This window comes from Achromobacter sp., from assembly GCF_050285565.1.
Taxonomy (GTDB): domain Bacteria; phylum Pseudomonadota; class Gammaproteobacteria; order Burkholderiales; family Burkholderiaceae_B; genus Achromobacter.
The window spans coordinates 51740-75760 of record NZ_JBLZXG010000005.1 but is presented as its reverse complement, the minus strand read 5'-3'; the positions used below and the strand labels follow the sequence as shown (position 1 = coordinate 75760).

Annotated in this window: 22 protein-coding genes and 1 riboswitch; of the genes, 12 read left to right on the top strand and 10 right to left on the bottom strand. The window is 69.1% G+C overall.

Translation table 11 applies throughout. The features are described 5' to 3' along the window. Positions 1 to 14: 14 nt before the first annotated feature. From ACN6O8_RS11635 to ACN6O8_RS11625, 3 genes are all read left to right on the top strand, one after another. Positions 15 to 929: a LysR family transcriptional regulator gene (locus ACN6O8_RS11635; RefSeq protein WP_427991205.1), complete on the top strand. Its 915-nt coding sequence runs from the start codon at positions 15 to 17 to the stop codon at positions 927 to 929. A 193-nt stretch (positions 930 to 1122) separates the two neighbouring features. After that, the gene (locus ACN6O8_RS11630) at positions 1123 to 2112 is read left to right on the top strand and encodes a Bug family tripartite tricarboxylate transporter substrate binding protein (RefSeq protein ID WP_427991204.1); all 990 of its coding nucleotides are present in this window, start codon (positions 1123 to 1125) and stop codon (positions 2110 to 2112) included. Positions 2113 to 2218: 106 nt separating this feature from the next. Beyond that, entirely contained in the window at positions 2219 to 3160 is a 942-nt protein-coding gene (locus ACN6O8_RS11625) for a succinylglutamate desuccinylase (protein ID WP_427991203.1), read from the top strand. 57 nt (positions 3161 to 3217) lie between these two features. Here ACN6O8_RS11625 and ACN6O8_RS11620 read toward each other — a convergent pair whose 3' ends face one another. The 3 genes from ACN6O8_RS11620 to ACN6O8_RS11610 are packed head-to-tail and all read right to left on the bottom strand — an operon-like array spanning position 3218 to position 6274. Next, a complete protein-coding gene (locus tag ACN6O8_RS11620) occupies positions 3218 to 3739 on the bottom strand; it encodes a lipocalin family protein (RefSeq protein ID WP_427991202.1) in 522 nt (173 codons plus the stop codon). 37 nt (positions 3740 to 3776) lie between these two features. Next, positions 3777 to 5348 carry a glutamate--cysteine ligase gene (gene gshA, locus ACN6O8_RS11615; RefSeq protein WP_427991201.1) on the bottom strand — a complete coding sequence of 524 codons (1572 nt, stop codon included), beginning with the start codon at positions 5346 to 5348 and terminating at the stop codon, positions 3777 to 3779. Positions 5349 to 5380: 32 nt separating this feature from the next. Then, on the bottom strand, positions 5381 to 6274 hold the full coding sequence (locus ACN6O8_RS11610; RefSeq protein ID WP_427991200.1) for an alpha/beta hydrolase: 894 nt from the start codon (positions 6272 to 6274) through the stop codon (positions 5381 to 5383). Between the two features lie 61 nt (positions 6275 to 6335). Between ACN6O8_RS11610 and ACN6O8_RS11605 the strand changes: the two genes are divergently transcribed. Then, positions 6336 to 6875, top strand: coding sequence for a hypothetical protein (locus tag ACN6O8_RS11605; RefSeq protein WP_427991199.1), 540 nt, complete (start codon positions 6336 to 6338; stop codon positions 6873 to 6875). On the opposite strand, the gene ACN6O8_RS11600 is transcribed toward ACN6O8_RS11605, so the two are convergent. Beyond that, positions 6865 to 7116: a helix-turn-helix domain-containing protein gene (locus tag ACN6O8_RS11600; protein WP_427991198.1), complete on the bottom strand. Its 252-nt coding sequence runs from the start codon at positions 7114 to 7116 to the stop codon at positions 6865 to 6867. The genes ACN6O8_RS11605 and ACN6O8_RS11600 overlap by 11 nt on opposite strands. A 116-nt stretch (positions 7117 to 7232) precedes the next feature. On the opposite strand from ACN6O8_RS11600, the gene ACN6O8_RS11595 reads away from it, so the two are divergent. The 3 genes from ACN6O8_RS11595 (at position 7233) to ACN6O8_RS11585 (ending at position 13095) form a co-directional block, all read left to right on the top strand. After that, positions 7233 to 8132: an AEC family transporter gene (locus ACN6O8_RS11595; protein ID WP_427991197.1), complete on the top strand. Its 900-nt coding sequence runs from the start codon at positions 7233 to 7235 to the stop codon at positions 8130 to 8132. A 455-nt stretch (positions 8133 to 8587) separates the two neighbouring features. Continuing rightward, positions 8588 to 10087, top strand: coding sequence for a hypothetical protein (locus tag ACN6O8_RS11590; protein WP_427991196.1), 1500 nt, complete (start codon positions 8588 to 8590; stop codon positions 10085 to 10087). Positions 10088 to 10095: 8 nt separating this feature from the next. Then, positions 10096 to 13095, top strand: coding sequence for a putative Ig domain-containing protein (locus tag ACN6O8_RS11585; RefSeq protein ID WP_427991195.1), 3000 nt, complete (start codon positions 10096 to 10098; stop codon positions 13093 to 13095). Between the two features lie 60 nt (positions 13096 to 13155). Here ACN6O8_RS11585 and ACN6O8_RS11580 read toward each other — a convergent pair whose 3' ends face one another. From ACN6O8_RS11580 to ACN6O8_RS11560, 5 genes are all read right to left on the bottom strand, one after another. Beyond that, entirely contained in the window at positions 13156 to 14163 is a 1008-nt protein-coding gene (locus tag ACN6O8_RS11580) for an Ldh family oxidoreductase (protein ID WP_427991194.1), read from the bottom strand. 30 nt (positions 14164 to 14193) lie between these two features. Continuing rightward, the gene (locus ACN6O8_RS11575) at positions 14194 to 15129 is read right to left on the bottom strand and encodes a hydroxyacid dehydrogenase (RefSeq protein WP_427991193.1); all 936 of its coding nucleotides are present in this window, start codon (positions 15127 to 15129) and stop codon (positions 14194 to 14196) included. A 15-nt stretch (positions 15130 to 15144) separates the two neighbouring features. Next, on the bottom strand, positions 15145 to 16158 hold the full coding sequence (locus ACN6O8_RS11570) for a Bug family tripartite tricarboxylate transporter substrate binding protein (RefSeq protein ID WP_427991192.1): 1014 nt from the start codon (positions 16156 to 16158) through the stop codon (positions 15145 to 15147). A 219-nt stretch (positions 16159 to 16377) separates the two neighbouring features. Then, on the bottom strand, positions 16378 to 17553 hold the full coding sequence (locus ACN6O8_RS11565) for a UxaA family hydrolase (protein WP_427991191.1): 1176 nt from the start codon (positions 17551 to 17553) through the stop codon (positions 16378 to 16380). Positions 17554 to 17584: 31 nt separating this feature from the next. Then, positions 17585 to 17866: a UxaA family hydrolase gene (locus ACN6O8_RS11560; RefSeq protein WP_049070913.1), complete on the bottom strand. Its 282-nt coding sequence runs from the start codon at positions 17864 to 17866 to the stop codon at positions 17585 to 17587. A gap of 181 nt (positions 17867 to 18047) precedes the next feature. Between ACN6O8_RS11560 and ACN6O8_RS11555 the strand changes: the two genes are divergently transcribed. The 4 genes from ACN6O8_RS11555 (at position 18048) to ACN6O8_RS11540 (ending at position 22184) form a co-directional block, all read left to right on the top strand. Next, positions 18048 to 18803 (top strand): GntR family transcriptional regulator, encoded by a 756-nt coding sequence (locus ACN6O8_RS11555; protein ID WP_427991190.1) that lies wholly within the window; start codon positions 18048 to 18050, stop codon positions 18801 to 18803. Between the two features lie 77 nt (positions 18804 to 18880). Then, positions 18881 to 18962: riboswitch (SAM riboswitch) on the top strand. Continuing rightward, the gene (gene metX, locus ACN6O8_RS11550) at positions 18952 to 20223 is read left to right on the top strand and encodes a homoserine O-succinyltransferase MetX (RefSeq protein ID WP_427991189.1); all 1272 of its coding nucleotides are present in this window, start codon (positions 18952 to 18954) and stop codon (positions 20221 to 20223) included. Its footprint overlaps the riboswitch before it by 11 nt. Further along, complete coding sequence (gene metW, locus ACN6O8_RS11545) at positions 20220 to 20834, top strand: methionine biosynthesis protein MetW (RefSeq protein WP_427991188.1); 615 nt, start codon at positions 20220 to 20222, stop codon at positions 20832 to 20834. The genes metX and metW overlap by 4 nt, the downstream gene beginning before the upstream one ends. A gap of 69 nt (positions 20835 to 20903) precedes the next feature. Beyond that, positions 20904 to 22184, top strand: a complete 1281-nt coding sequence (locus tag ACN6O8_RS11540) for a muropeptide transporter (RefSeq protein ID WP_427991187.1) — start codon at positions 20904 to 20906, stop codon at positions 22182 to 22184. A 36-nt stretch (positions 22185 to 22220) separates the two neighbouring features. Here the strand turns inward: ACN6O8_RS11540 and ACN6O8_RS11535 are convergent, their stop codons facing one another. Continuing rightward, on the bottom strand, positions 22221 to 23093 hold the full coding sequence (locus ACN6O8_RS11535; RefSeq protein ID WP_427991186.1) for a universal stress protein: 873 nt from the start codon (positions 23091 to 23093) through the stop codon (positions 22221 to 22223). 254 nt (positions 23094 to 23347) lie between these two features. Between ACN6O8_RS11535 and ACN6O8_RS11530 the strand changes: the two genes are divergently transcribed. Further along, the gene (locus tag ACN6O8_RS11530) at positions 23348 to 23986 is read left to right on the top strand and encodes a trimeric intracellular cation channel family protein (RefSeq protein ID WP_427991185.1); all 639 of its coding nucleotides are present in this window, start codon (positions 23348 to 23350) and stop codon (positions 23984 to 23986) included. The last annotated feature ends 35 nt before the right edge of the window (positions 23987 to 24021 follow it).

Below are 24021 nucleotides of genomic sequence, written 5' to 3'. Positions count from 1 at the left end.
GACGCGGGCGCGCCATGGCCGACCTGAAACTGCTCGAAGACCTGATCGCGCTGGCGCAGAGCGGCAGTTTCGTGCGCGCCGCCGAGGCGCGGCACGTCACGCATCCGGCCTTCGGCCGCCGCATCCGCGCCCTGGAGGCCTGGGCCGGCGCGCCGCTGGTGGAGCGTCAGCGCGTGCCGGTCACCCTGACCGCCGAGGGCGAGGCCTTGCTCAAGACCGCCACCCAGGTGGTCGAGCAGATGGGCCTGGTGCGCCATCGCATCCGCAGTTCGGGCGCGGGTGGCGAGGCGGTGCTGCGCATCGCCACCGGCCGCAGCCTGGCGCGCACGCTGGTGGCCGACTGGATCGCGCGCCTGCGCCATCGCGCGCCGAAGGTGCTGACCGAAGGCACCCAGTTGGAGATCTCCACCGGCAAGATGGAAGACATGGCGGTGCGCTTGGAGCAGGGCAAGGTGGACCTGCTGTGCTGTTACGAGCATCCCGCCCTGTCGATGCAGCTCAACCCGGTGCGCTACCGCTACATGACGCTGGGCACCGACAAGCTGGTGCCCGTGAGCCAGGCCGATGGCCGGGGCCGCGCGCGCTACGTGCTGAGCGAAGGGGGGGCGGCGGTACCGCTGATCACCTACGCCGGCGGCCTGTCGATGGAACGCATCCTCGGCGACCGCCTCGACTCCACCCCCTACGCGCTGACCCCGTTCGTGCGCAGCGATTCGCTCGACGCCGCGCACGGCGCCGCCGCCAAGGGCCTGGGCGTGGCCTGGCTGCCCTGGTCGATGGTGGCCGCCGACTGCCGTCGCGGCACGTTGGTGTCGCTGGGCGGACGCAGCGACGAGATCGCGTTCGAGGTGCGCCTGTACCGCTCGCGCGCGCGGCTGGCGGACCTGGCCGAGGCGGCCTGGGAAGCCACGGCCAATCGCAAGGCCTGAGCCCTGTCGCTTCCTCACGCGGCCGGGCCCGCCGCCGCCGCTGGCGTCGTGCCGGGCGCGGGTTGCAACCGAATCAGCACGGCTATGTGCCGACTTGGCACGGCATGGCCTGGGGCCGCGCCGCAGAATGTCTCCCGATATTCAAACGAGACGGCGCCGCCGTCCACCACAGCACCCCAGGGAGAAACCCATCATGTCCATCACGCACCCGCTGCGCGGCGCGTTGACCGCGCTCTGTGCCGCGTCCACGCTGGCCGCGGCCGCGCCGGCCGCCGCCGCCGGCTACCCCGACCGCCCCATTTCGCTGGTCGTCGGCTACCCGGCCGGCGGCAGTGTCGACCTGACCGCGCGCCTGTTTGGCGAGGAACTGGCCAAGCGCCTGGGCCAGAGCGTGGTGGTCGAGAACGCCGGCGGCGCTGGCGGCACCATCGGCGCGCAGCGCGTGGCCCGCGCCGCGCCCGACGGCTACACGCTGCTGCTGGGCTCGACCAATGAAATGGTCATCGCCCGCATGATCAACAGCGCCGTGAAGTACGACGGCGCCAGGGACTTCACCGCGCTCGGCGTGATCGCCTCGCAGCCCATGCTGCTGGCGGCCAGCAAGAATTCGGGCGTCCAGAGCGCGGCCGACTACCTGAAGAAACTGCGTGGCGCGGCGCCGGGCAGCTTCAACTACGGTTCCTCGGGGGTCGGCACCACGCTGCACCTGGCCGGGGAAATGGTCAACCAGTCCACCGCCACCCGCGCCGAGCACGTGCCCTATCGCGGCGTTTCGCCGCTGGTGACAGACCTGATGAGCGGGCAACTGGACTTCGGCATGCTGGTGCTGTCTTCCGGCCTGCCGCAGGTCCGCGGCGACAAGATCGTGGCGCTGGGCGTGACGCAGAAGCAGCGTTCGCCGGTGGCGCCGGACATCCCCGCGCTGGCCGAAACGCCGGGGTTCGAGTCGGTCGACGTCAGCGTTTCGTTCGCGCTGTACGGCCCGGCCGGCCTGCCCGAGCCGGTGGCGGCCAAGCTGCGCGATGCGCTGGCCGGCACGCTCAAGTCGGAACAGTTCCGCGCCAAGATGCAGGAAGCCGGCGGCGTGCTGGCGCAGCCGGGCCTGGACCCGGTGGCCTACCAGGCCGACGAAACCCGCAAGTATGGCGCGCTGGTCAAGGCGGCCAGGATCGAGCCGCAGTAAACACCTTTGCCCGCCGCAGGCTGACGGCCGCCTGGTGGCGGCCGTCAGCGCATGCGCCGGCGCTGTTCACCCTCTCTCTTTTGCGCACATCAACGCAGGCAACACCATGGATTTCACGCTTCCCGTTCCCGACCTCGCCGCCGAGCGCCTGGGCAATACCGACACGCCGGGCGTCTGGCATTTCGACTCGGGCGTGCCGGGCCGCGCCCTGATGCTGTCGGCGCTGGTGCACGGCAACGAACTGTGCGGCGCCTGGGCGCTCAAGGATCTGCTGGCGGCGGGCCTGCGGCCGCGGCGCGGCCGCCTGACGCTGGCGTTCTGCAACCTGTCCGCCTTCGACCGCTTCGACCTGGCGTGCCATGACGCCTCGCGCTTCGTGGCCGAGGACATGAACCGGGTCTGGAGCGCCGAACGCCTGGACGACCCCGGCAACAGCGACCGCCGGCGCGCGGCGCAACTGCGGCCGTGGGTCGAGCGCGCCGACTGGCTGCTGGACCTGCATTCCATGCACGAACCGGGCGCGCCCCTGCTGCTGACCGGTGTGCTGCCGCGCAACATCGCGTTGGCGCGGCGCCTGCGGGCGCCGCAACACGTGATCGTGGACGCCGGCCACAAAGACGGCGTGCGCATGCGCGACTATGGCCGGTTCGGCGATCCGGCCAGCGACGCCTGCGCGCTGCTGATCGAATGCGGCTTCCATGGCGATCCGGCGGCGCGCGGCGTGGCGCGCGACATGGTGGCGCGCATGCTGGTCGAATCGGGGGTGCTGGACGAGGCCGACATTCCGGCCGGCTGGCGGCAACCGGATGCCGCCGCGCAGCGCGTGCTGCAAGTGACCGACGCGGTGGTGGCGCCGTCGATGGACGTGTCTTTCGCGCAACCGTGGCAGGGCCTGGAGACCCTGGCACAGGCGGGCGCGGTCATTGGCCGGGCCGACGACAAGCCGATCGTCACGCCCTACGACCGCTGCACGCTGGTGATGCCGTCCTTGCGCCAGCTCAAGCCAGGCGTGACCGTGGTGCGGCTGGCGCGCGATTACGCGGGCTGACGCGGGCGCACAGGGCGTGGGACGGCCGCGCGGCGCCGCGCCCCGAGGCCGTCGCCCTTACTTCTGCGGCGTGTAGCGCAGCTCGTCGAGCGCGTAGCCCTGCGCCGTGGCGGCGGCCAGGGCGCGGTCCAGGTCTTCCTTGGGCAGTTGCGGCGAGCGCGACAGGATCCACAGGTACTTGCGGTCAGGCGTGCCGACCACGGCCCAGCGGTAGTCCGGGTCGAGCCCGATGACCCAGTAGTCGCCCTTGAACGGCTTGAAGAACGAGACTTCGAGCTTGGCGTTGTTGCTGCCTTCGACCACCGTGGCGGTGCCCGTGGCCGAGTCGATCTCGCCGTCCTTGGTGCGGCAACGGTTGTTGACCCCCACGGTGCCGTCCGGATGCAGCGTGTATTCGGCGGTGGTGTCGCCCACGCAGTTGCGCTGGAAGAACATCGGGAAATTGGCGATCTCGTACCACATGCCGGCATAGCGCTTGAGGTCGACCGATTCGACGGTCTGCATGGGCGGCGGCGCGGCGTGGGAGATCCCGGCCGCGCCAGCGGCCAGGGCCAGCAAGAATGTTGCAATGCGGCGCATGGAAAAGCCTCCTGATCCAAAACTCTAACGATACGCCTTATTTGCGCGGGGCCTTCAGCGCGGCGTGATAACGGGCGACGTAGGTGTCGAAATCGACATCGTCCGACTGTTCGATGCGGCGCTGTTCGGCGCTGGAGTCGAGCGCGGCCTGACGGTACTCGGCGGCCAGATCCGCCGGCAGCGGCGCGGCGCGCAACGCCTGCGCATGGGTCTGGCTCTGGCGCAGCGAATAGTCGTGGAACGATTCGCCGCTGTCGGTCAGCGCGGCCAGCAGGCGCGCCGACGGCGTCGCGTCGGGCTGGCCGAGCTTGGCGCGCTGCGCGGCCAGGCTGTCGGCATACGCGCTGCCGCCCAGCGCCGCGTCGTACAGGGCGGCGTAGGGCGCGATCTGGTCGAGCAGCTCCTGGCCCCATTGCGCCAGGCCGATGGCCTTGCCGTCGCGATCCAGTTGCAGACCGGGCTTGCGGCCTTCCTTGACGACGGTGGCGAAGTTGTCGGCGCTGCGCTGACAGTAGCCGTTGGCGGGGAAGAAGGGGCTGTCGGAAGCGGCGCAGAACAGCAGGAAGGCATCCACGAAACGGCTGGTGGCGGCGTCAATGCCAACCGGCGATTCGGGATTGATGTCCAGGCAGCGTACTTCCACATATTGCACGCCGCGCTCGGCCAGCGCCGTGATCGGCCGCTCGCAGCGGCCGGTGGCGCGCTTGGGGCGGATGCTGGAGTAGTACTCGTTTTCGATCTGCAACACGTTGGTGTTGAGCTGGATCCATTCGCCGTTGCGATGCGTGCCGATCTTCTGGTAGTCGGGCCACGGTTGCGTGACTGCGTCGTACAGGCGGCCGAGGAAGGTATCCAGATCGTTGTAGCAGAGCTTGAGCTGCGACTGGGCCTTGTTCTGGTAGCCCAGGTCGCTCATGCGCAGGCTGGTGGCGTGGGGCAGGTAGAGCGTGTGGTCGCCCAGGCGCTGCAAGCCGTGCTCGCCATCGCGCAGGAAGTCGCGCGCCAACGCCGGGGCGGCGCCGAACAGGTACATCAGCAGCCAGGAATAGCGCGTGAAATTGCGGATCAGGCCGATGTAGCCGCGCGAGCGCCGTTCCTGGTCGGTGCCGGGCTGGGTGTCGAGCACCGGCCACAGCGCCTCGGGCAGCGAGAAGTTGTAGTGCACGCCGGCAATGCATTGCATGGTCTTGCCGTAGCGCTCGGCCAGGCCGCGGCGGTAGACATGCTTGAGCATGCCGGTGTTGGACGTGCCGTACCAGGCGATGGGAATGTCGGCCTCGGCCGGCAGGGTGGCCGGCATCGACTGGTTCCAGATCAGTTCGTGGTCCAGCACGCTGTAGACGTGGCGGTGGGTGGCGGTCAGCTCGGCCAGCAGGGCGTCCACGTTGTCGTGGGTGCCGGTGATCAGTTCGAGCAGCGATTCCGAATAGTCGGTGGTGACGTGTTCGTTGGTCAGCGCGGAGCCGAGCCCGGCCGGGTGTGGCGTGCGGGCCAGGATGCCCTGCTCGTCGACGCGCAGGCCTTCTTTTTCGATGCCTCGCAGGGTCTGGGCCAGGAGCGAGCGGTTGGCTTCCAGGCGGGAGAGGCGTTGGGCGGCGGTATCAGTCACGGAATCTTCTCGATGGGGTCTGTCGCCGGATTTTACGGGGTGCTGGCCTCCTCTGCCGAGGGAGCCAGTACTGGGGACAGGGACAATTGCGCGGCGGTGCGCGCCAGCCACTCGTCCAGGTCGGCATAGACCGGGTCGGCGATGGGGGCGGTTTCGTTGAAAATCTCGTGCCAGGCGCTGTCGTACCAGCGCAAGGTCAACAATTCGGCCGGCGCCCGCTGGGCGAATTGGCGGCTGCCTTCGGCCGCCACGATGGCGTCGTCGCCGGCCACCATCAGCAGCGTGCGACAGGACAGCAGGTGCGCCTCGCGCAGCGATTCGCGGCCACCTTCGTCAACGAAGCGGGCCAGCCGGCCCGTCATGCTGCGCCGCACCAGGGGGTCGGCGCGATACGCCTTGACCACCGCCCGGTCGTGCGAAATGCGGGCCGGCGCCAGGCCATGGGGCACGCGCAGGTCGGGCGCGTGCAGCGACATCCAGGTCAGGGTGCGGCGCACCCACAGCGGCACGTTGACCACGAACGGCGGCGAACTGAGCACCAGCGCGTCAAGCGGGGCCAGCCGCCGCAGCGCGATCCGCACCGCCACCAGGGCGCCCAGGCTGTGGCCCAGCAGGATCGGCGGGCGGCCCTGGGCGGCGGTCCAGTCGGCCAGACGGGCCACGGCGTCGGTCACCAGGTCTTCCTGGTGCGCCAGGGTGGCGGGGCGCCCGCCCGAGCGGCCGTGGCCGCGATGGTCATGGGCGCCCACCGTCCAGCCGCGGGCGGCCAGCCAGCGCGCCAGCCGGTCATAGCGCCCGGCGTGCTCGCTCAGACCATGCAGCAGGTAGATGCTGGGCGTACCCGGGCCGGTTACCGGCGCGGGCACATTCGGGGCGGCGGGCCAGACGTGATTGGCCAGGAGGGTGCCGTCGGGCGCTGGGGTCATCGAAATCGGCGACAATTTGGAGCTGTCCTCGAAATGAAAAGACCGCGAGGTCTTTACGGTAATGACGATTTCATCGCTGTTTCGTTTCATATTCAAGAAAGCCGGCCTGATTCTGGCGGTGGCGCTGCTGGCCAGCGCCTGTTCGCCGCGTTACAACTGGCGCGAAGTCGATGTGGCCGACGGCCACGCGCGCGCGGCTTTCCCGAACCGGGTGCAGACCGAGACCCGCAAACTGCGGCTCGATACCCACACGCTGGATTTCACCTTGGCCAGCGCCACGGTCGGCGAGGCGGTGTTCGCCGTCGGATCGGCGCCGCTGCCGCCGGCGATCGCCGCCGATCCGGTTGCGCGGCAGGCGCTGGGCATGGCGCTGATGCGCTCGCTATACGTCAACATGCAGGCGCCGCCGCCCACCGAGTGGCCGCCTTATGGGCAGGACATCGACGTGCAGGGCAAGGCCATGGGCAAGCCCGGCTGGCTGCGGGCGCGGGTATGGGTCACGGACACCATGCTGATCGAGGCGGTGGCGGCGGGCACCGAGGCCAGCCTGCCCGAGGAACGGGCGCGTGAGTTCCTGAGGTCGGTCGTGGTCAAGCCGTGACCGGATGCAGCAGCCCGCGCCTGATGGCCGTGGCCACGGCGGCGCGCCGGCCCCGCACTTGCAGCTTGCGGCAGGCGTTGCGCAGATGGAAGTTGACGGTGCTTTCGCTGATGTCGAGGATGCGGGCGGTTTCCCAGCTGGTCTTGCCGATGGCGCTCCAGTGCAGCGAGGCCGATTCACGGGGCGACAGCCGGACGGGGGCGGACGCTTGCGGGGGGGCGAAAGCGGATTTGGCGGGCATGACGGGTACGGCGCGGGCGACTGGCAAAAGACAACCCATGCTCGGATCACGCCGGGCGCGCGACAAGCGGCGATGCCGCCGTGTATCTCACTTTGAATCTCTGACGGAATAAACGGATGCTGGCCATCGCGCAGTTCTATTTGTCGGCCATCGTCCTGATGCTGCCCCTGCTTTCCTGCGTCGGCATCGGCGTGTTCTGGGGCAAGCGCGACCTGCCGTTCGGTGGCGCCTTCATCACCACGCTGGTGACGTCGGTGACCACGCCGGCGCTGGTATTCCACACCTTCGTCACCACCCATCTGGACGACCGCGCGCTGGCCGACGTGGCGGCCGCCACGCTGCTGGCGTTGCTGCTGTGCGCGCTGGCTTGCGCCGCGCTGCTCAAGCTGGGCCGGTTGCCGGTGCGCACGCTGCTGCCCACGGCATTCCTGCCCAACGCCGGCAACCTTGGCCTGCCGATTTCGCAACTGGCGTTCGGCGATGCCGGCCTGTCGGTGGCGGTGGCGTTCTTTGCGGTCAACTCATTTGTCATGCACACCATCGCGGTGCGGTTGTTGCCCGGGGTCAATACCAAAGGCAGTTGGAAAAGCCCCATCCTGTTGGCGTCGGTGGTGGCGGTCGCCATGCGGCTGCTGCATGTTCCGGTGCCGGCCTGGCTGATCGAGACGGCCCGCATGCTGGGCGCGGTGACGGTGCCGCTGATGCTGCTGAGCCTGGGCCATGCGCTGGCGTTGATCCCGGCCAACGGCCTGCGCGACGGCGCCAAGGTGGCGCTGATGCGATTGACGACCGGCCTGGCCGCGGGCCTGGCGATCGTCTGGGTCCTCGACCTGGAGCCGGTGCTGGCTGGCGCTCTGACCTTGCAGATGGCCATGCCCTGCGCGGTGGTCAGCTACATGTACGCCAAGCGCTACACCGCCATGGGTGATACCGCCGCCGGCGCGGTGCTGGTGTCGACCGTGGTGTTTCTGCTGCTCGCGCCGCTGATGCTCTGGTTCAGCCACGCCGGCGCGTAGCCCGGCCGCGGCCCTGCCGCCGCGCGGCGCCGGTCAACGGCGGCCGCGCTTTTTTTTTGCGCCACGCGCACGCCCGCCGCGCGGGCGCAATGTCATGCTCGGTGTCATTTCCGCGACCTGTTTTCCGACATTAGACGGTTGCGCATTCCGGTCGTCCGATTCTACGCGGCGCGCGCTTCTTTCACGCCAGGTGTTTCGATATTTTGCCTATCCAATTGACCGTGATGGTCGATTCACTCACTTGGTTTTAGTGTGCCGGCCCGAAGGCGCAATGCGCCGCTGCCTGCTGCCTAGAATCAACGCGTCACCCGTGATTCCCGGTACCGGCAGCTCGCCGTGGCCGATGTTGGAAAACAATCAAAATGCCTCAACCTGTCCGTTCGCGGAAACCTCATTGCCCGTCGTGTGGCCCCTGCAACCAGCGATCGCCAGTCCGCGCGGCGCCTGTCCGCGGCGTGTCGATGCTGCTGCTGGCGCTGGCCGCGGTCTGGTGCGCGCCGGCGCCGGCGCGTGCCGGGCTGCCCGACCTGCCCGCGCCGCAAGCTTCCGAAAAGCGCGAACTCGAACGGGCCTTCGCTTCGTTCCTGCAGGAAGCGGCCCGGACCGAGCAGGCGCGCCGCCAGGCGCGCGGCAATCCGCTGATGGCCGCGGCCACCGGCCCGCGCGCGGGCGCATCCACGCCCAGCCTGACCGTGCCCATGGGCGACAGCCGCCTGTCGCTGGGCCGTGATTCCTTCGCGCTGTCCACGCCCGATTCGCGTTTCCGCATCGGGGGCGGCGCCATGGACGACGCGCCGATCGGCCGCGTCGAATATTCCAAGCTCATCACCGACCGCTTCGCGCTGGGCGCAAGCATGCAGCTGGGCGAATTCCAGCGCGAGCTGATCGGCCGCGGCATCTTCGTCGATGCCAGCAAGCAATATGAATTCGATGCCGCCGTGTCGCTGATGAAGGGCCGGCCATCGTTCGATTTCGATTCGGGCAGCGCGCGCGTGCCGGTCACGCAACTGGCCGGCACGCTCGGCGCGCGCCGGCTGTTTGCGCCGGAATCGGGGGTGGGCCTGCATTCGCTGGGCGTGTCCGCGTGGGGCGCGCGCGCCCATAGCCCGAACGACCTGTCGAGCCGCACGGTGATCCAGGACTACCCCGACTACACCCGCCTGCTCTACGATCCGCGGCGCATCGCCACCGGCCGCTTGTACGGCGCCAGCCTGGACCTGCAATACGCACCGTTCTCCTCGCTGGTGCTCAGCACCTCGCTGGGCATGGAACACGAACGCTACCCGATGGGCGATGGCTCCGTCGAAAGCCGCCGCCGTCCCTACCTGTCGGGGGGGCTGAAGTTCGAGGTCTACAAGGATTACCTGCTGGACATGCGCGTCTCGAACGGCGTGTCGCGCGATTTCGTCGCCACCCTGTCGGGCGACAAGGCGCGCCTGTCGTTCGGCCTGTCGCGGGGCCGCGACGGCGCCCTGAACAGCAAGACCGTCATGGTCTACGTCGACCTGATGAAGCTGATTTCACCCGCGCGCTACACGGCCGACGCCAGTTCGCTGGCGATGCGCGAATCGTTGCGCCAATACACGGGCGAGCGCCTGCTCGACAAGGCCGTTTCGCGTCCGGAGCATATCCCGCAAACCTTCCTGGCCAAGGTCGATCACACCGGCGTTCAGGAAGTCCTCGTCGAGAAGGCCGGCCTGCCGCCGGGCGCCACCGTCAGCGCCGACGGCCAGCGCCTGGTCGTGGCCGTGGGCAGTGGCGGCTTGACGCTGGAGTCCGTGCAGAAAAACGGCGCCACGCTGTCCGCGCCGCCGCAATTCACGGTCGCGCCGGCGCAACTCACGGTCGACCTGTTCAAGCTGCCCGCGCCCGCGCAGACCGACGAGTACGTCGCCCGGGTCACCGACGCCACCATGGCCTCCTACAACGTCAAGATCACTGTGGGCCGTAAATGAACCGTCCTATGAAGATGTCCAACCCCCTCCAAGCGCTTGCCGAGCTGGTTTTCCACAGCCTGATCGGGGCGTGCCTGGTTCTGTGCCTGTCGTGGTCCGGCGCAACCTTCGCCTCGTCGCGGCTTGACGTGGTCAACGTCGTGATCGAGAAAATCAGCGCCACCCCGATCATGACTTTCCGGGATCTGGCGCCGCTCGCGGTCAGGGTCGGAGGCGTGCTGGCCAACCCGGCAAGCAGCGACCAGCCCGCCAGCAAGGGCGCCATCAGCTACCAGTCGAGCGATCCGGCGATCGCGCGGGTGGCCGCCGATGGCTCGGTCGAAGCCGTCGCGCCCGGCACGGTCACCATTACCGCCACCCAGGCCGCCGACCCGCCTGCCTTCGAGGCGGGCACGGGCAGCTATCGGCTCAGCGTCATCGGCGACTGGGCGGCTGTCGCCGCCCTCACGTCGCGGATCTGGCTGGTCGATGAGCCGGTCGAGCCCTTCACGCCGGTGGGTGTCACCGGCGCCATCAGCGGCCCGCTGCGCTACGCCATCACCCCGGCGTTGCCCGCCGGGCTGACCTTTGACACCGATAGCGGCGTGCTGTCGGGCAGCGCCACGGCCGAATCGCCCTTGACCGCCTACACCGTGCGGATCAGCGACGCCGGCGCGTCGGCGCCGCCGATCGAAGCGACATTCACGCTGGGCGTGGCGCCCGCGTTGCGGGTCGACGTGACCCATGCCGACTTGACGGCGCTGGCGGACGATCCCTTCACCGGGACGGCGCCGCTCACGGTCACGGGCGGGGTCGGTACGTTGCACTATGCCGTCGCCCCGGCGTTGCCGGCCGGTCTGCTGATGGACAAGGATAGCGGCGCCATCAGTGGCACCCCGGCGGCCGCCTCGGCCGCCACCACCTACACGGTCACCGTCACGGACGGCGCCTCGCCGGCTCACGCGGTCAGCGGCAGTTTCACCCTGGCCGTCAATGGCGTGCTTGCGGCGACGCCCGCGGTGGCGGACCGGAGCATCGTGGCCGGCGACACCGTCGATTACCTCCCGGTGACGGCCGCCGGCGGGGTGGGCAACCTGAGCTACAAGGTAACGCCCACGCTGCCCGCCGGGCTGGCAATGAATGCCGCCACCGGCGCCATCACGGGCACGGCCACCACGGCCTCGGCCACCACCACCTACACCGTTACCGTGACCGACGGCGCCGATCATGCGATCACCGCCAGCTTCTCGCTGGGCGTCGTCGAGGGCCTGTCGGCCACCACCGCGACGACCGTCGCGCAGATCGCGGTCGTGGGCGACCAGGTCGACATGACGCCGGTGACTGCCGCCGGGGGCGCCGGCGCGCTGCGCTTCGGGGTGGCTCCGCCCTTGCCGGCCGGGTTGACGATGAATGCCGACACCGGCGCCATCACCGGCAAGCCGGCCGCCGAATCGAATAACACCACGTACACCGTCACGGTCACCGACGCCGCCGAGCACTCGGCCAGCGCCACCTTCCCGTTCGAGGTCCACGCGGAGCTGACGACGTCGGTGTTCAACAACGAAGAGGTGCATCGCGTCGGGGATCGGGTCGACTACAAGCCGCCCCTCACCTTCGGCGGGGTGGCCCCGTATACCTACGCGGTGACGCCGACGCTGCCCGCGGGCCTGGACATGGACGAGGCCACCGGTAACATCACGGGAATCGTGACCGCGCCGTCCCCGTTGACCCTCTATACCTACACCGTGTCGGACAGCGCCAAGTCGACGCATTCTGTGAGCGGCAGTTTCTCGCTGCGGATCGAGCCGGGGCTCACCGCGACCCCCGTGGTTTCGACGATATCCGTGCTTGCCACGGAGACGGTCTCGGCAACGCCGGTCAAGGCCGAGGGCGGCTTCCCGTTGTATCAGTTCAGCGTGCAGCCCGACCTGCCCGCCGGTCTCAAGATGGATGAGTCGAGCGGCGCCATCGAAAGCGTTGCCGGTACCGTCATCGAGGTGTCTTCCGCCCGCGAATACACCGTCACCGTTGTCGACAGTGGGAACCCCAAGCAATCCGCGCAGGCCAAATTCACCCTGGCGGTCGATGCGGGCTTCGCCGCCGCGCCCACGCCCACGCCGTTGTCGCCGATGGCAGTCAATCAATCCGTGGGCGCCACCATCGCCAGCCCGGTGACGGTCTCCGGCGGGGTCGGGCCGCTTACGTATCTCGTGGCCCCGCCGTTGCCGACCGGCCTGGCCATGGACCAGACGACCGGCGTGATTTCCGGTACGCCGACCGCCGAGCAGATCGACGGCAGCCCCGAGAAGTACACCGTCACGGTCACCGACAGCGCCACGCCCGCGCACACCGCCACCGCCCGGTTCGGTCTCGTGGTTTACGAGCCCGTGACGACGACCGTCCTGGAGAAAGAAAATACGTACATGGTCGGCGAGCCGATCAAGTTCCAGCCGGTGAAAGGCGCTGGCGCGGGTGGGCGGCCGCTCAAGTACCGCATGAATGGGGGCGGCTTGCCGGCGGGAATGAGCATGGACCCGGACACCGGCGTCATCACCGGCACCGCGAACGAGGCGCTCGGACATGACGCCTTCAGCGTCGGGGTCTGGGACCCCGCGGTGCCAGGGGTGTTGGCCCAGGGCGCCTTTTTCAACCTCGAGGTCCGGGCCAGGTTGAGCCTGGCGCTGTCGACGATGGCGGTAATCAGATCCAACAGCGATAGCGATGTTTCCATCGATGGATTCGCGAGGGTGTCGGGCGGGGTCGGGAACATCACCTATACCCTGGAGCCGGAAGACCCGGATGATGCTGAATTGATGAAATACGTCAAGATGTCGAACGGCGGCGAGACCGGTCGCGACGCGGTGAACATCGTGATATCCCGGCATCCGGACACGGTCAGCGACCCCACTGCGGAAATCAGCGCGTCTTTCGTGCTGACGGCGACCGACGCGGCCGGCCACCAGATCCAGCAGCAGTTCCTGATCCAGTGGGTCGCGCGTACGGAAGAGGCGCTCACCGCTTCCGAGTAACGGCCCTTGGCCGGCCACGACGCGCCTGGCGCGTCGCGGCCGGGCGGTGGCGGGCGGCGGTTACGCCGCGCCCGCCATCGCGCGCAGTTGTTCCATCAACGCTTGCGGAATCTCCACGCCGTGCTTGAGCGCCTCGTCGCGCAGTTTGCGGCGGCGGTCGCCGGGCAGGCGCACGCCGTCGTCTTCCAGCATCGCGTCCACCAGGGTTTCGACCCGTTCCAGATAGGCGTCGTTGCCGGCCAGCGCGCCGGGGTCGATGGCCATGAAGGCCTGCCCCAGCCGCGCCGGGCCGCCTGCGTCGACGAAGAACGACTCCGTCTCGAAACCGAAGTGCGAGCCGGTCAAGGCGCACGCCAGCAGTTCGATGATCAGCGCCAGCATCGCGCCCTTGACGCCGCCGGCCGGCAGCATGCTGCCGGCCAGTCCGGCCTTGGGGTCGGTGGTGGGCTGGCCGTCGGCGTCCAGCGCCCAGCCCAGCGGAATCGGCTGGTTGTCGCGCGCCGCGATCATCAGTTTGCCGCGCGCCACCTGCGACAGCGATAGGTCGATGACGATGCGGCCGCCACCGCGTCGCGGAAACACGGCGGCAATGGGGTTGGTGCCGAACAGCGGGCGCTTGCCGCCCCAGGCCGGCATGGCGGCGGGCGAATTGCTCAGCGCCAGCGCCACCAGGCCGGCGTCGGCCAGGGCTTCCAGGTGATAGCCGGCCTCGCCGAAGTGGTGGCTGTTGGCGACCCCGATGAAGGCCACGCCGTGTTCGCGCGCGCGGCGGCCGGCTTCGGCCACCGCCAGCGCGCAAGCCGGAAACGCCAGGCCCGAGCCGGCGTCGATCAGCGCCGCGCCGCCGCGCTCGTGCACGATGCGCGGCACGGCGCTGCCGATGGCGCGGCCGGTGCGCAGGTGGCCGGCATAGAACGGCACGCGCGACAGGCCGTGCGAGCTCAGGCCTTGGCTTTCGGCGAAGACCAGCGCGCGGGCGGTGCTGTCGGCCATGGCGGGGTTGGCGCCCGCGGCGGCCAGGCTGGCCGCGGCCAGGTGTTGGAGTTCGTCCAGATAGATGTGAGCCATATCCTTCCTGTCAGCGAGGCGCGCCGCGTTTCATTCGGCGCCGCCGGTAAGCGCTATTGTCACCCCGGCGGCCACCATATCGGAAACGCGGGTGTTGGCTTCCTGCGTCAGGCCGGCGATGTGCGGGGTCAGGATCAGGTTGGGAACGCCGGCCAGCGCGCTGCCGGCGGGCAGGGGCTCGTGCTCGAACACGTCCAGCGCCGCGCCGCGCAGGTGGCCGGTTCGCAGCGCCGCCGCCAGCGCGGCCTCGTCGACGATGCCGCCGCGCGCCGTGTTGATCAGCACCGCGCCCGGCCGCATGGCGGCGATGCGGCCGGCGTCCAGCAGGTGGCGGGTGGTGGCGGTCAGCGGCACATGCAGGGTAACGGCGTCGGCCTGGGCCAGCAGTTCGTCCAGGTCCAGCCGCGCGGCCCCGCTCTCGGCCCACGCCGGATGGGTCGCCGCCAGCGCCGCGTCGCAGGCCACGACACGCATGCCCAGGCCGGCGGCCAGCCGCGCCGTCAATTGGCCGATGCCGCCGAAGCCCACCACGCCCAGGGTGCGGCCGTGCGCCTCCAACCCCTGCGACAGGGCCGGGCGCGGCCACTGGCCGGCGGCCACCGCGGCGCTGGCGCCATACGCGCCGCGCAGCAACGCCAGCAGCGTGCCGATGACGTATTCGGCCACCGCGCGCGCGTTGGCGCCGGTGGCCGGCACCACCTGGATGCCGCGCGCGGCGCAGCCGGGCAGGTCGATGTTGTCCAGCCCCACGCCCAGCCGGCCGACCGCGCGCAGGCGCGGCGCGGCCGCCAGCAGCGCCGCGTCCACCTGGCTGCGGTTGCGCACGATGAGGGCGTCGGCGGCGCCGGCGGCCCGCAGCAGGTCGGCGCGCCGTTCCACCAGGTCTGGGGCGTAGCGCACGTCGAAACGTTGCCGCAGGGCGTCAACGGCGGGCGCGTCCATGAATTCCGAGATAAGCACATGCATGGGTCGGCTCCGGCGTCAGGCGATCTGGATGTTGGCGTCGCGGATGATCTTGGCCCAGCGATCCACCTCGGCGCGCAGGTAAGCGCCGAACTGCGCCGGCCCGCGCGGCTGCGGCACGAAGCCCAGTTGCATCAGCGCCTGCTTCATGGCGGGCTGCGAGACCTGCTTGACGATGGCCTCGCCGATGCGCTGCACCAGCTCCGGCGGCGTGTTGGCCGGCGCCATGACGCCGGTGAAATTCTCCACGATCAGGTCCGGCAGGCCCGCTTGCGCCACCGTCGGGACGTCGGGCAGATCAGCGCTGCGCTCCCGCGTGGTGATGGCCAGGGCCCGCAATGAGCCGTTCTTCACGTGTGACAGCGACTCGGGGTAGTTCGAGAACACCACGTCCAGGTGACCGCCGATGAGATCGGTCAGCGACGGCGCGCCGCCCTTGTAAGGCACGTGCATCAGCGGCGTGCCGGTCAGCTTCTGGTACAGCGCCAGCGTCAGGTGTGGCGGCGTGCCGTTGCCGCTGGAGCCGGCCGCCAGCGGTTTGGCGGCGGCCGCGCGCGCCAGGTCGGCCATGTTCTTGATGGGACTTTTGGCGTTGACCACCACCATGATGGGCGAGGATGCCAGGCCGGCCAGCGGCACCAGGTCGCGGGTCAGGTCGTAGCCGGCCTTGCCCGCGAACAAGGTGGCGTTGGCGGCGTGCGACAGGGTGATGGCCAGCCAGGTGTAGCCGTCGGGCGCGGCGTGCGATACATGGGCCGCGCCAATGTTGGCGCTGCCGCCGGGGCGGTTCTCGACCACGATGTTCCAGCGTTCGGCATCGCTCAACGCCTTGCCCACCTGGCGCGCGGCGACGTCGGTCAGGCCGCCGGGCGGAAACGGCACCACGTAGTTGATGGGCCGGTCCGGCCATGCGCCTTTCTGCGCCATGGCACGTTGCCAGGGGGCCAGCGCACAGAGGCCGGCCGCGCCCAGGGCGGTCAGCACGCGGCGGCGCTGGGCGTCGTCGATAGGGGGGTGTTGCTCGCGATTCATCTGTCTTCCTCCTTGGGGTGGCGCCCGGGTAGGAATGCTTACGCCTGTGCTGCCGTGGCGGCTCGCGCCCGGGTCTGCATGCTTTTGTGCGTGTGCTGCGAGGGAACTGCGACGCGGCGTAGCCGCCATGGGTGCTGCGGGATCGGGCGCGGCCGCGACAGCGCCGGCCCGATCCGTGATGAAGAATGCCGCGGCCGGCATTGGCCGGCCGCCACGCCGTCAGGCGCTTTCGAAGATGCGGGTCAGGACGAACTCGCGGTGGCCCAGGGCTTCGGCCGCGGTCCAGCGGCCGTTGGCCGTGGCCAGCATGCATTCGAGCAGCTTGTCGCCGGCCTGGTTCAGGTCGATCTCGCGCTGCAGCAGGCCGCTGGTGTCGACGTCGATGTGTTCCGACATGGTGCGCACCGTGCGCGGGTTGGCGCAGATCTTGATGACCGGCAGGATCGGGTTGCCGATGACGTTGCCCTGGCCCGTCGGGAAGAAGTGCACCGCGTAGCCGGAGGCCGCGCACAGCGTCACCATCTCGGCCGCGGCCGAGGATGAGTCCATGAACCACAGGCCCGGGCCGTCGGGGATCTCGGCCTTGTCCAGCACGCCGTCGACGCGGCACTGCTTGCCGATCTTCTGGATGTTGCCCAGCGCCTTTTCCTCGATGGTGGTCAGGCCGCCGGCGATGTTGCCCTTGGTTGGCTGCGATTCGGACAGGTCGCTGGTTTTCCAGCGGTCGATCATGGCCTGGTAGCGGTCGAACATGAACATGAAGCGCTCGCGCACCGCGTCGTTGGCGCAGCGCTCGGCCACGATGTGCTCGCCGCCGGTCAGCTCCGAGGTTTCGCCGAACACCAGCGTCGAGCCCAGCGCGTAGAGCTTGTCGAAGGCGTTGCCCACGGTGGGGTTGGCGCCGCAGCCCGAGGTGGTGTCGGATTCGCCGCACTTGGTCGAGACCCACAGATCCGAAATCGGACATGTGCTGCGGGTCAGGGCGGTGGCGTAGTGCACGAATTCCTTGGCGCAGCGCGAGGCCCGCATGATGGTGTCGTGGTCGCCGTGCAGTTCGATGCTGAAGCCCATGACCGGCTTGCCGGTGGCGGCGATGCCGTCGACCACGCGCTTGGTCCAGCCTTCCTCGATGCCGATCACCACCACCGCCGCCACGTTGGGGTTGCAGCCGGTGCCGATGAGGGTGCGGAAGTGCAATTCCAGGTCTTCGCCGAATTGCAGGCGGCCGTAGGGGTGGGGCAGGGCCAGCGTGCCCTTGATGTTGTTGGCGACGGCCTCGGCCGCGGCGTTGGAGATGTCGTCCACGGGCAGCACGATGACGTGGTTGCGCACGCCGACCCGGCCGTTGTCGCGGCGGTAGCCCTGGAAGGTGGTCTGAGCATTGATGACGGACATGATGGTTTCCTGTGTGGGCGAGGGGGGCGGCTTACCAGCGCTTGGTCTTGATGTTGTGCACGTGGGCGTGCTGGCCGGCCTGAATCGGCGCGACCACGCGGCCGATGTCCACGCCGTACTTGTAGACCGTGTCGCCCACGGCCATGTCCTTCATCGCCACCTTGTGGCCGATGGGGATGTCCTGCGAGGCCCGCACATGGACGATCTTGTCCTCATCCATGATCCAGGCATTGAGCTCCGTTCCGGCGGTCAGGCCCTCCACCACGGCGACCGCCACCGTGTCCTTGGCATCGTGCAATACGGCGTGAATCATCGTCTTCCTCTCCTGGGTGAGCCCCCGGCGGAGTGCCGCGGGCGCTTCCGATCACAACGTCCGGCAAATCTTAGGGCGGGCTTTTTCTCATGTCAACTAAATCATATATATGAATTACATGACTTGAGAGAGGGCCGCGCGCGCCGCTACACTGGAGGCCCGGATTTATTGCGATGCACCCATGAACACCAGCCTGTCATCGACTGTGCCTTTGGGCAGTCCCTTGTACGAGCAGGTCAAGCAGGCCGTGCTTGCCGCGCTGGCGCAAGGCGAATGGAAGCAGGGCGAGGCGATTCCGCCGGAGAAGCACCTGGCCGAGCGTTTCGGCGTGTCGATCGGCACGCTGCGCAAGGCGATCGACGAACTGGCCGCCGAGAACATCCTGGTGCGCCACCAGGGCCGCGGCACCTATGTGGCGGTGCACACCCGCAACCACCACTTTTTCAAGTTCTTCCGCATCCTGCGCCAGGACGGCCACAAGTCGTACCCGACCACCGCGTTGCTGCGCTTTCGCCGCGTCAAGGCCTCGGCCGAGGCGCGCGACAAGCTGGGCCTGCCGAGCGGCGCCTACGTGTTCGAGTTCCTCAACATGCTGTCGCTGAACGGCGACGTGGTCATGGTCGACGATATCTGCCTGCCGGAAGCGCGCTTTCCCGGCATGACCGAGGCGCATCTGCGCGAGCGCGCCAGCACCCTGTATGCGCTGTACCAGGATGTGTTCGGCGTCAACGTCATCGCCACCGACGAACGCCTGCGCACCTGCCTGGCGGACCGCGCCCACGCGCGCTGGCTGGGCGTGGCCGAGGGCGCGGCGCTGTTGGAGATCCGCCGCGTGGCTTATTCGTACAACCGCCAGCCGGTCGAATGGCGCATCTCGCGCGTCAACACCGAGCGTTACGAGTACCTGGGCCACGAACCCTGGGAAGCGGGGGCCTGAGCGCGGCCGCCGCGCGGCGCCGCGCCCGTGCGCTTGCCGTCCCCGCCGCCAGCAGTGCTAGAATTCCTGCCGCACTACCTAATTTCGGCGCCGATTTGCCTGATCCGCTTGCGGGCGCCTTCCAATAAATCCAGCTAAAGAGGTCCGTATGACCACTCCTGCCCAGAATTTGGCCGGTGATCCGGCCAGTGTCGCGCCCGCGGCCCTGCCCGCCGCCGCCCCCACCCAGTCCGATGCCGCTGATCCCGGTTCCGTCGGGCTGGTCGCTCCCGTCTTCCTGCGTTTCGACGAGCCGCTGCCGTTGCTCAGCGGGCAGTCGCTGGCCAGCTACGAGCTGGCGGTCGAGACCTATGGCACGCTGAACGCCACCCGCAGCAACGCGGTGCTGATCTGCCACGCCCTGAATGCCTCGCACCACGTGGCCGGCCAGGCGGCGGACAACCCCAGCGATGTCGGCTGGTGGGACAACATGGTGGGCCCGGGCAAACCGGTGGACACCAACGTGTTCTTCGTCATCGGCGTCAACAACCTGGGGTCGTGCTTCGGCTCGACCGGCCCGGCCAGCATCAATCCGGCCACCGGCAAGCCTTGGGGCGCGGCCTTCCCGGTGTTGACGGTGGAGGACTGGGTGCAGGCGCAGGCGCGGGTCGCGGATCACTTCGGCATCGAGCGCTTTGCTGCCGTGATGGGCGGTTCGCTGGGCGGCATGCAGGCCCTGAGCTGGGCCATCACGCTGCCCGAGCGCGTGGCCCACTGCGTGGTCATCGCCAGCACGCCGCGGCTGTCGGCGCAGAACATCGGCTTCAATGAAGTGGCGCGCCGCGCCATCATCACCGACCCGGATTTCCACGGCGGCGATTACTACGCGCAGGACACCGTGCCGCGCCGCGGCCTGTCGGTGGCGCGCATGATCGGCCACATCACCTACCTGTCGGACGACGACATGGCCGAGAAATTCGGCCGCGCCCAACGCGAACCGGCCGCCAACGGCGCCTACCGCTACGGCTACGACGTCGAGTTCGAGGTCGAGTCGTACCTGCGCTACCAGGGCGAGAAGTTCACCCGCTATTTCGACGCCAATACCTATCTGCTGATCACCCGCGCGCTGGATTACTTCGATCCGGCCCGCAAGACCGGCGGCGACCTGGCGCGCGCCCTGGCGCCGGCCAAGGCGGATTTCCTGCTGGTGTCGTTCAGCACCGACTGGCGTTTCCCGCCGGAGCGTTCGCGCGAGATCGTGCGCGCGCTGCTCAAGAACGCCAGCCCCGTCACCTACGCCGAGATCGACGCGCCGCACGGCCACGACGCCTTCCTGCTGGACGACGCGCGCTACCATGCCGTGGTTCGCGGCTACTACGAGCGCATCGCCCGCGAGCTGGGACTGACCGACGCCGCTCAGACCGAAGGACGCCCCGCATGAATCCCGTGACTCCCCGTGCCGCCGTCAACACGCTGCGTCCCGACCTGGCGCGCATCGCCAGCTGGATCGAACCCGGCAGCCGGGTGCTGGACCTGGGGTGCGGCGACGGCGCGCTGCTGGCGCACCTGCGCGACCACCGCCAGGTGCGCGGCGCGGGCGTCGAACTGGACGACACCTGCGTCATCGCCTGCGTGCGGCGCGGCGTCGAAGTGATCCAGCAGAACCTGGAAGATGGCCTGGCGCTGTTCGACGACAAGCAGTTCGACACCGTGGTGCTGTCGCAGACGCTGCAGTCGATGCACCGCACCGAGCACATCCTGCGCGAAATGGCGCGGGTGGCGCGCCACGGCGTGGTGTCGTTTCCCAACTTCGGCTACTGGCCGCATGGCTGGGCCATCCTGCGCGGCCGCATGCCGGTGACGGGCCAGATGCCGTACCAGTGGTACAACACGCCCAACATCCACCTGTGCACGCTGCGCGATTTCGAGCAGCTGGCCGCCGAACTCGGCCTGCGCATCCTGGAGCGCGCCACCTTCAACGAAGGGCGCGAGATCAAGGCCTTTCCGAGCTGGCGCAGCACCCTGGCGGTGTACCGCTTCGCCTCGCCCTGACATTCTGAAACGCCGGCTGACGGCCCGGGCGCCAGCGCCTAAAATGCCGCAAGCCCGCCGCGCCCGTCCGTGCGCCCGGCCGGCCCGTTTCAGGAGACCGTCATTACCGCTGTATCCAACGTCTACACCAGTCCCCGCGTCGCGCCCCTGCTGGTCCTGGGGTTCGCAAGCGGATTGCCGCTGGCCCTGACCAGCGGCACCTTGCAGGCCTGGGCCACGGTGGCCGGCGTGCCCTTGCAACAGATCGGTTTCCTGACCCTGGTGGGCACCGCCTACACCCTCAAGTTCCTGTGGGCGCCGCTGGTGGACCGCTATGCGCCGCCGCTGCTGGGCCGGCGCCGGGGCTGGATGCTGCTGACGCAGGTGCTGCTGGGGCTGGCCATCATGGTCATGGGCACGTTGTCGCCATCCTCGACCCTGCAGGCGCTGGCCTTGCTGGCGGTGCTGGTGGCGTTCCTGTCGGCGACCCAGGACATCGCCTTCGATGCCTATTGCACCGACGTGCTGCGCAAGGAAGAGCGCGGCGCCGGCGCCGCCATCAAGGTCATGGGCTACCGCGTGGCGATGATCGTCTCGGGCGGGCTGGCGCTGATCCTGGCCGACCAGTGGATCGGCTGGGGCAATACCTATGTGGTGATGGGCGGCCTGATGCTGCTGTGCGCGCTGGCGACGCTATGGGCGCCCGAGCCGGAAGTGGTGGCGCAGCCGCCGCGCAGCCTGGGCGAGGCGGTGTCGGCGCCGTTGCAGGAGTTTTTCACCCGGCGCGGCGCGCTCGCCGTGCTGCTGCTGATCGTGCTCTACAAGCTGGGCGATGCCTTTGCCGGCGCGCTCTCGACCACATTCCTGATCCGTGGCGCGGGCTATACGCCCACCGAGGTCGGCGCGGTCAACAAGGTCATGGGCATGGCCGCCACCGTCGTCGGCGCCCTGGCCGGCGGCCTCGTCATGTCGCGCTGGACCCTGTATCGCTCGCTGATGGTGTTCGGGTTGCTGCAGGCGGTGTCCAACCTGGGCTATTGGCTGATCGCGATCAGCCCCAAGAGCATCTGGCTGATGGGGGCGGCGGTCGGGCTCGAAAACCTGTGCGGCGGACTGGGTACGGCGGCTTTTGTCGGACTCTTGATGGCCCTGTGCCGCCAGCGCTTCTCGGCCACGCAGTTCGCGTTGCTGTCCGCGCTGTCGGCCGTCGGCCGCACCTATCTGGCGGGACCGCTGACGCCGCCCCTGGTCGAGCATCTGGGCTGGCCCGGGTTCTTCCTGGTGACGGTGGTGATCGCGCTGCCGGGCCTGGCGCTGCTGCATCTGCTGCGCGGCCGCATCGAGGCCATGATTCAGGACGGCGATGCCTGACGCCGGCGCCGCGCGGCCCGGCGTCAGGGCCCCGCGCTAGGCCTCTTCGCCGCTAAGGCGCACGATCAGCACATCGCTGGGCAGGGCTTCGAGCAGCCGTTCGGCGACGCTGCCGATGGCGGTGCGCAGCAAGCCGGTGCGGCCATGGGTGCCGGTGACGACCAGGTCGGAGCGGTGGTTGAACGAATACTCCGACAGCACCGTTTCCGGCTGGCCGCATTCCATCACCACCTTGGGCGGCGCCACGTGGGCCAGCTCCGGCGTGGCGGCGATGAACTCGCGCGAACTCTGCTCGGCGGCGTGGTAGAAGCTGCGGGTCACGGCGTCGTCGGGCACGTTCTTGCCCTGGAACGGCACGTCGTAGGCATGGAACAGCGTCAGGTTGGCATTGGGCACCAATTGCAGCGCGGCGCGCAGCGCCTGACGCGAACCGGCCGAGAAGTCGGTGGCGACGAGCACGTCGCGGTACGGCTTGCGCGGGCGGTTCTTGACCACCAGCACCGGCTGGCGGGCCTGGCGCACCAGTTTCTCGACCGTGGTGCCCAGCAGCAGGCGGCCCAGCGTTTCATCGCGGGCGATGCCGGCGATGATGAGCGAGCAGCCGAAGCTGTCGGCGGTTTCCATGATGCGCATCAGCGGATCGCCCGTGACCACCACGACTTCCGTGGGCACGCCGGCATTGGCCAGATCTTCGGCCAGTTCGCGCTCGGCCACGGCTTTGTGGTCGGTGGCCAGCCGGCGCCAGACCGGCGTGGTCAGGCGCGGCGAGACGCCGTGGTTTTCCATGACATGCAGCACCACCAGCTTGGTGTCGAGTTCCTTGGCCAGTTGCAGCGCGCGATCCAGGGCGCGATCGCCCCGCGCGCTGAGATCCGTGGCCAGGAGGATGGGGCCAGGTTGTTGCGACATACGTTTCTCCCGATATGAGGCCTGCCGCAGGCTCCCGCTAGCCCGCCGGCCGGCCGAACTCGCCCTTGCGGGCACACAGCCATTGTCCGGCCGGGGCGCGGACAGGGGCTTGACCGATATCAACGTGGCACCAGCGTAAGGGAGGATGGGCAGACGCTGCAACGCCGGGGGGAGCCGGGTCAATACAATGGGGCTTGCCGCCCGCGCCGCAGCTCCGCCTCGGCCGCGGGTTCGTCCCTTTTCCTGGCCGTTCCATGTTCTACGATCTCTCGCCCGTCCTGCTGCATACGCTCTATCTGGTTGCCATCGTGGCCGAAGCCATGACCGCGGCGTTGTCGGCGGGCCGGCGCGACATGGATTGGATCGGCGTCTGCATCATCGCCTGCGTCACGGCGCTGGGCGGCGGGTCGCTGCGCGACGTGCTGCTGGGGCATTACCCGCTGACCTGGGTGATCCACCCCGAGTACCTGTGGATGACGGCGGGCGCGGCGCTTCTGACCGCGCTGATCGCGCCGGTGATGCGGCGCCTGCGCAGCGTGTTCCTGCTGGCGGACGCCCTGGGCCTGGTGGCCTTCACGGTCATCGGCTGCCAGGTGGCGCAACTGATGCAATTGCCGATCACGGTGGTGCTGATCAGCGGCATGATCACCGGCTGCGCCGGCGGGGTGCTGCGCGACGTGCTCTGCAACGAAGTGCCGCTGCTGTTCCGCAAGGAACTGTATGCCAGCGTGTCGGTGGTGACCGGTGCGCTCTATATGGGCGCGCAAGCCCTGGGGCTGCCGGCCAATGCCGCGGTGCCCGTCGCGCTGGCGGTCGGGCTGGCGCTGCGGCTGCTGGCCCTGCGCTTCAATTGGCAGATGCCGAAGTTCGTGTATCGCGACGATTGGCACTGAGGCGCGCGCAGGCGGGCATTCCTGCAACAATTTTC

What these genes read in the sequence shown, in the direction of transcription:
- ACN6O8_RS11635 (WP_427991205.1), top strand. Translation starts at nt 15, where the DNA reads ATGGCCGACCTGAAACTGCTCGAAGACCTGATCGCGCTGGCGCAGAGC.
- ACN6O8_RS11630 (WP_427991204.1), top strand. Translation starts at nt 1,123, where the DNA reads ATGTCCATCACGCACCCGCTGCGCGGCGCGTTGACCGCGCTCTGTGCC.
- ACN6O8_RS11625 (WP_427991203.1), top strand. Translation starts at nt 2,219, where the DNA reads ATGGATTTCACGCTTCCCGTTCCCGACCTCGCCGCCGAGCGCCTGGGC.
- ACN6O8_RS11620 (WP_427991202.1), bottom strand. Translation starts at nt 3,739, where the DNA reads ATGCGCCGCATTGCAACATTCTTGCTGGCCCTGGCCGCTGGCGCGGCC.
- ACN6O8_RS11610 (WP_427991200.1), bottom strand. Translation starts at nt 6,274, where the DNA reads ATGACCCCAGCGCCCGACGGCACCCTCCTGGCCAATCACGTCTGGCCC.
- ACN6O8_RS11605 (WP_427991199.1), top strand. Translation starts at nt 6,336, where the DNA reads ATGACGATTTCATCGCTGTTTCGTTTCATATTCAAGAAAGCCGGCCTG.
- ACN6O8_RS11600 (WP_427991198.1), bottom strand. Translation starts at nt 7,116, where the DNA reads ATGCCCGCCAAATCCGCTTTCGCCCCCCCGCAAGCGTCCGCCCCCGTC.
- ACN6O8_RS11595 (WP_427991197.1), top strand. Translation starts at nt 7,233, where the DNA reads ATGCTGGCCATCGCGCAGTTCTATTTGTCGGCCATCGTCCTGATGCTG.
- ACN6O8_RS11585 (WP_427991195.1), top strand. Translation starts at nt 10,096, where the DNA reads ATGAAGATGTCCAACCCCCTCCAAGCGCTTGCCGAGCTGGTTTTCCAC.
- ACN6O8_RS11580 (WP_427991194.1), bottom strand. Translation starts at nt 14,163, where the DNA reads ATGGCTCACATCTATCTGGACGAACTCCAACACCTGGCCGCGGCCAGC.
- ACN6O8_RS11575 (WP_427991193.1), bottom strand. Translation starts at nt 15,129, where the DNA reads ATGCATGTGCTTATCTCGGAATTCATGGACGCGCCCGCCGTTGACGCC.
- ACN6O8_RS11570 (WP_427991192.1), bottom strand. Translation starts at nt 16,158, where the DNA reads ATGAATCGCGAGCAACACCCCCCTATCGACGACGCCCAGCGCCGCCGC.
- ACN6O8_RS11565 (WP_427991191.1), bottom strand. Translation starts at nt 17,553, where the DNA reads ATGTCCGTCATCAATGCTCAGACCACCTTCCAGGGCTACCGCCGCGAC.
- ACN6O8_RS11560 (WP_049070913.1), bottom strand. Translation starts at nt 17,866, where the DNA reads ATGATTCACGCCGTATTGCACGATGCCAAGGACACGGTGGCGGTCGCC.
- ACN6O8_RS11555 (WP_427991190.1), top strand. Translation starts at nt 18,048, where the DNA reads ATGAACACCAGCCTGTCATCGACTGTGCCTTTGGGCAGTCCCTTGTAC.
- metX (WP_427991189.1), top strand. Translation starts at nt 18,952, where the DNA reads ATGACCACTCCTGCCCAGAATTTGGCCGGTGATCCGGCCAGTGTCGCG.
- metW (WP_427991188.1), top strand. Translation starts at nt 20,220, where the DNA reads ATGAATCCCGTGACTCCCCGTGCCGCCGTCAACACGCTGCGTCCCGAC.
- ACN6O8_RS11535 (WP_427991186.1), bottom strand. Translation starts at nt 23,093, where the DNA reads ATGTCGCAACAACCTGGCCCCATCCTCCTGGCCACGGATCTCAGCGCG.
- ACN6O8_RS11530 (WP_427991185.1), top strand. Translation starts at nt 23,348, where the DNA reads ATGTTCTACGATCTCTCGCCCGTCCTGCTGCATACGCTCTATCTGGTT.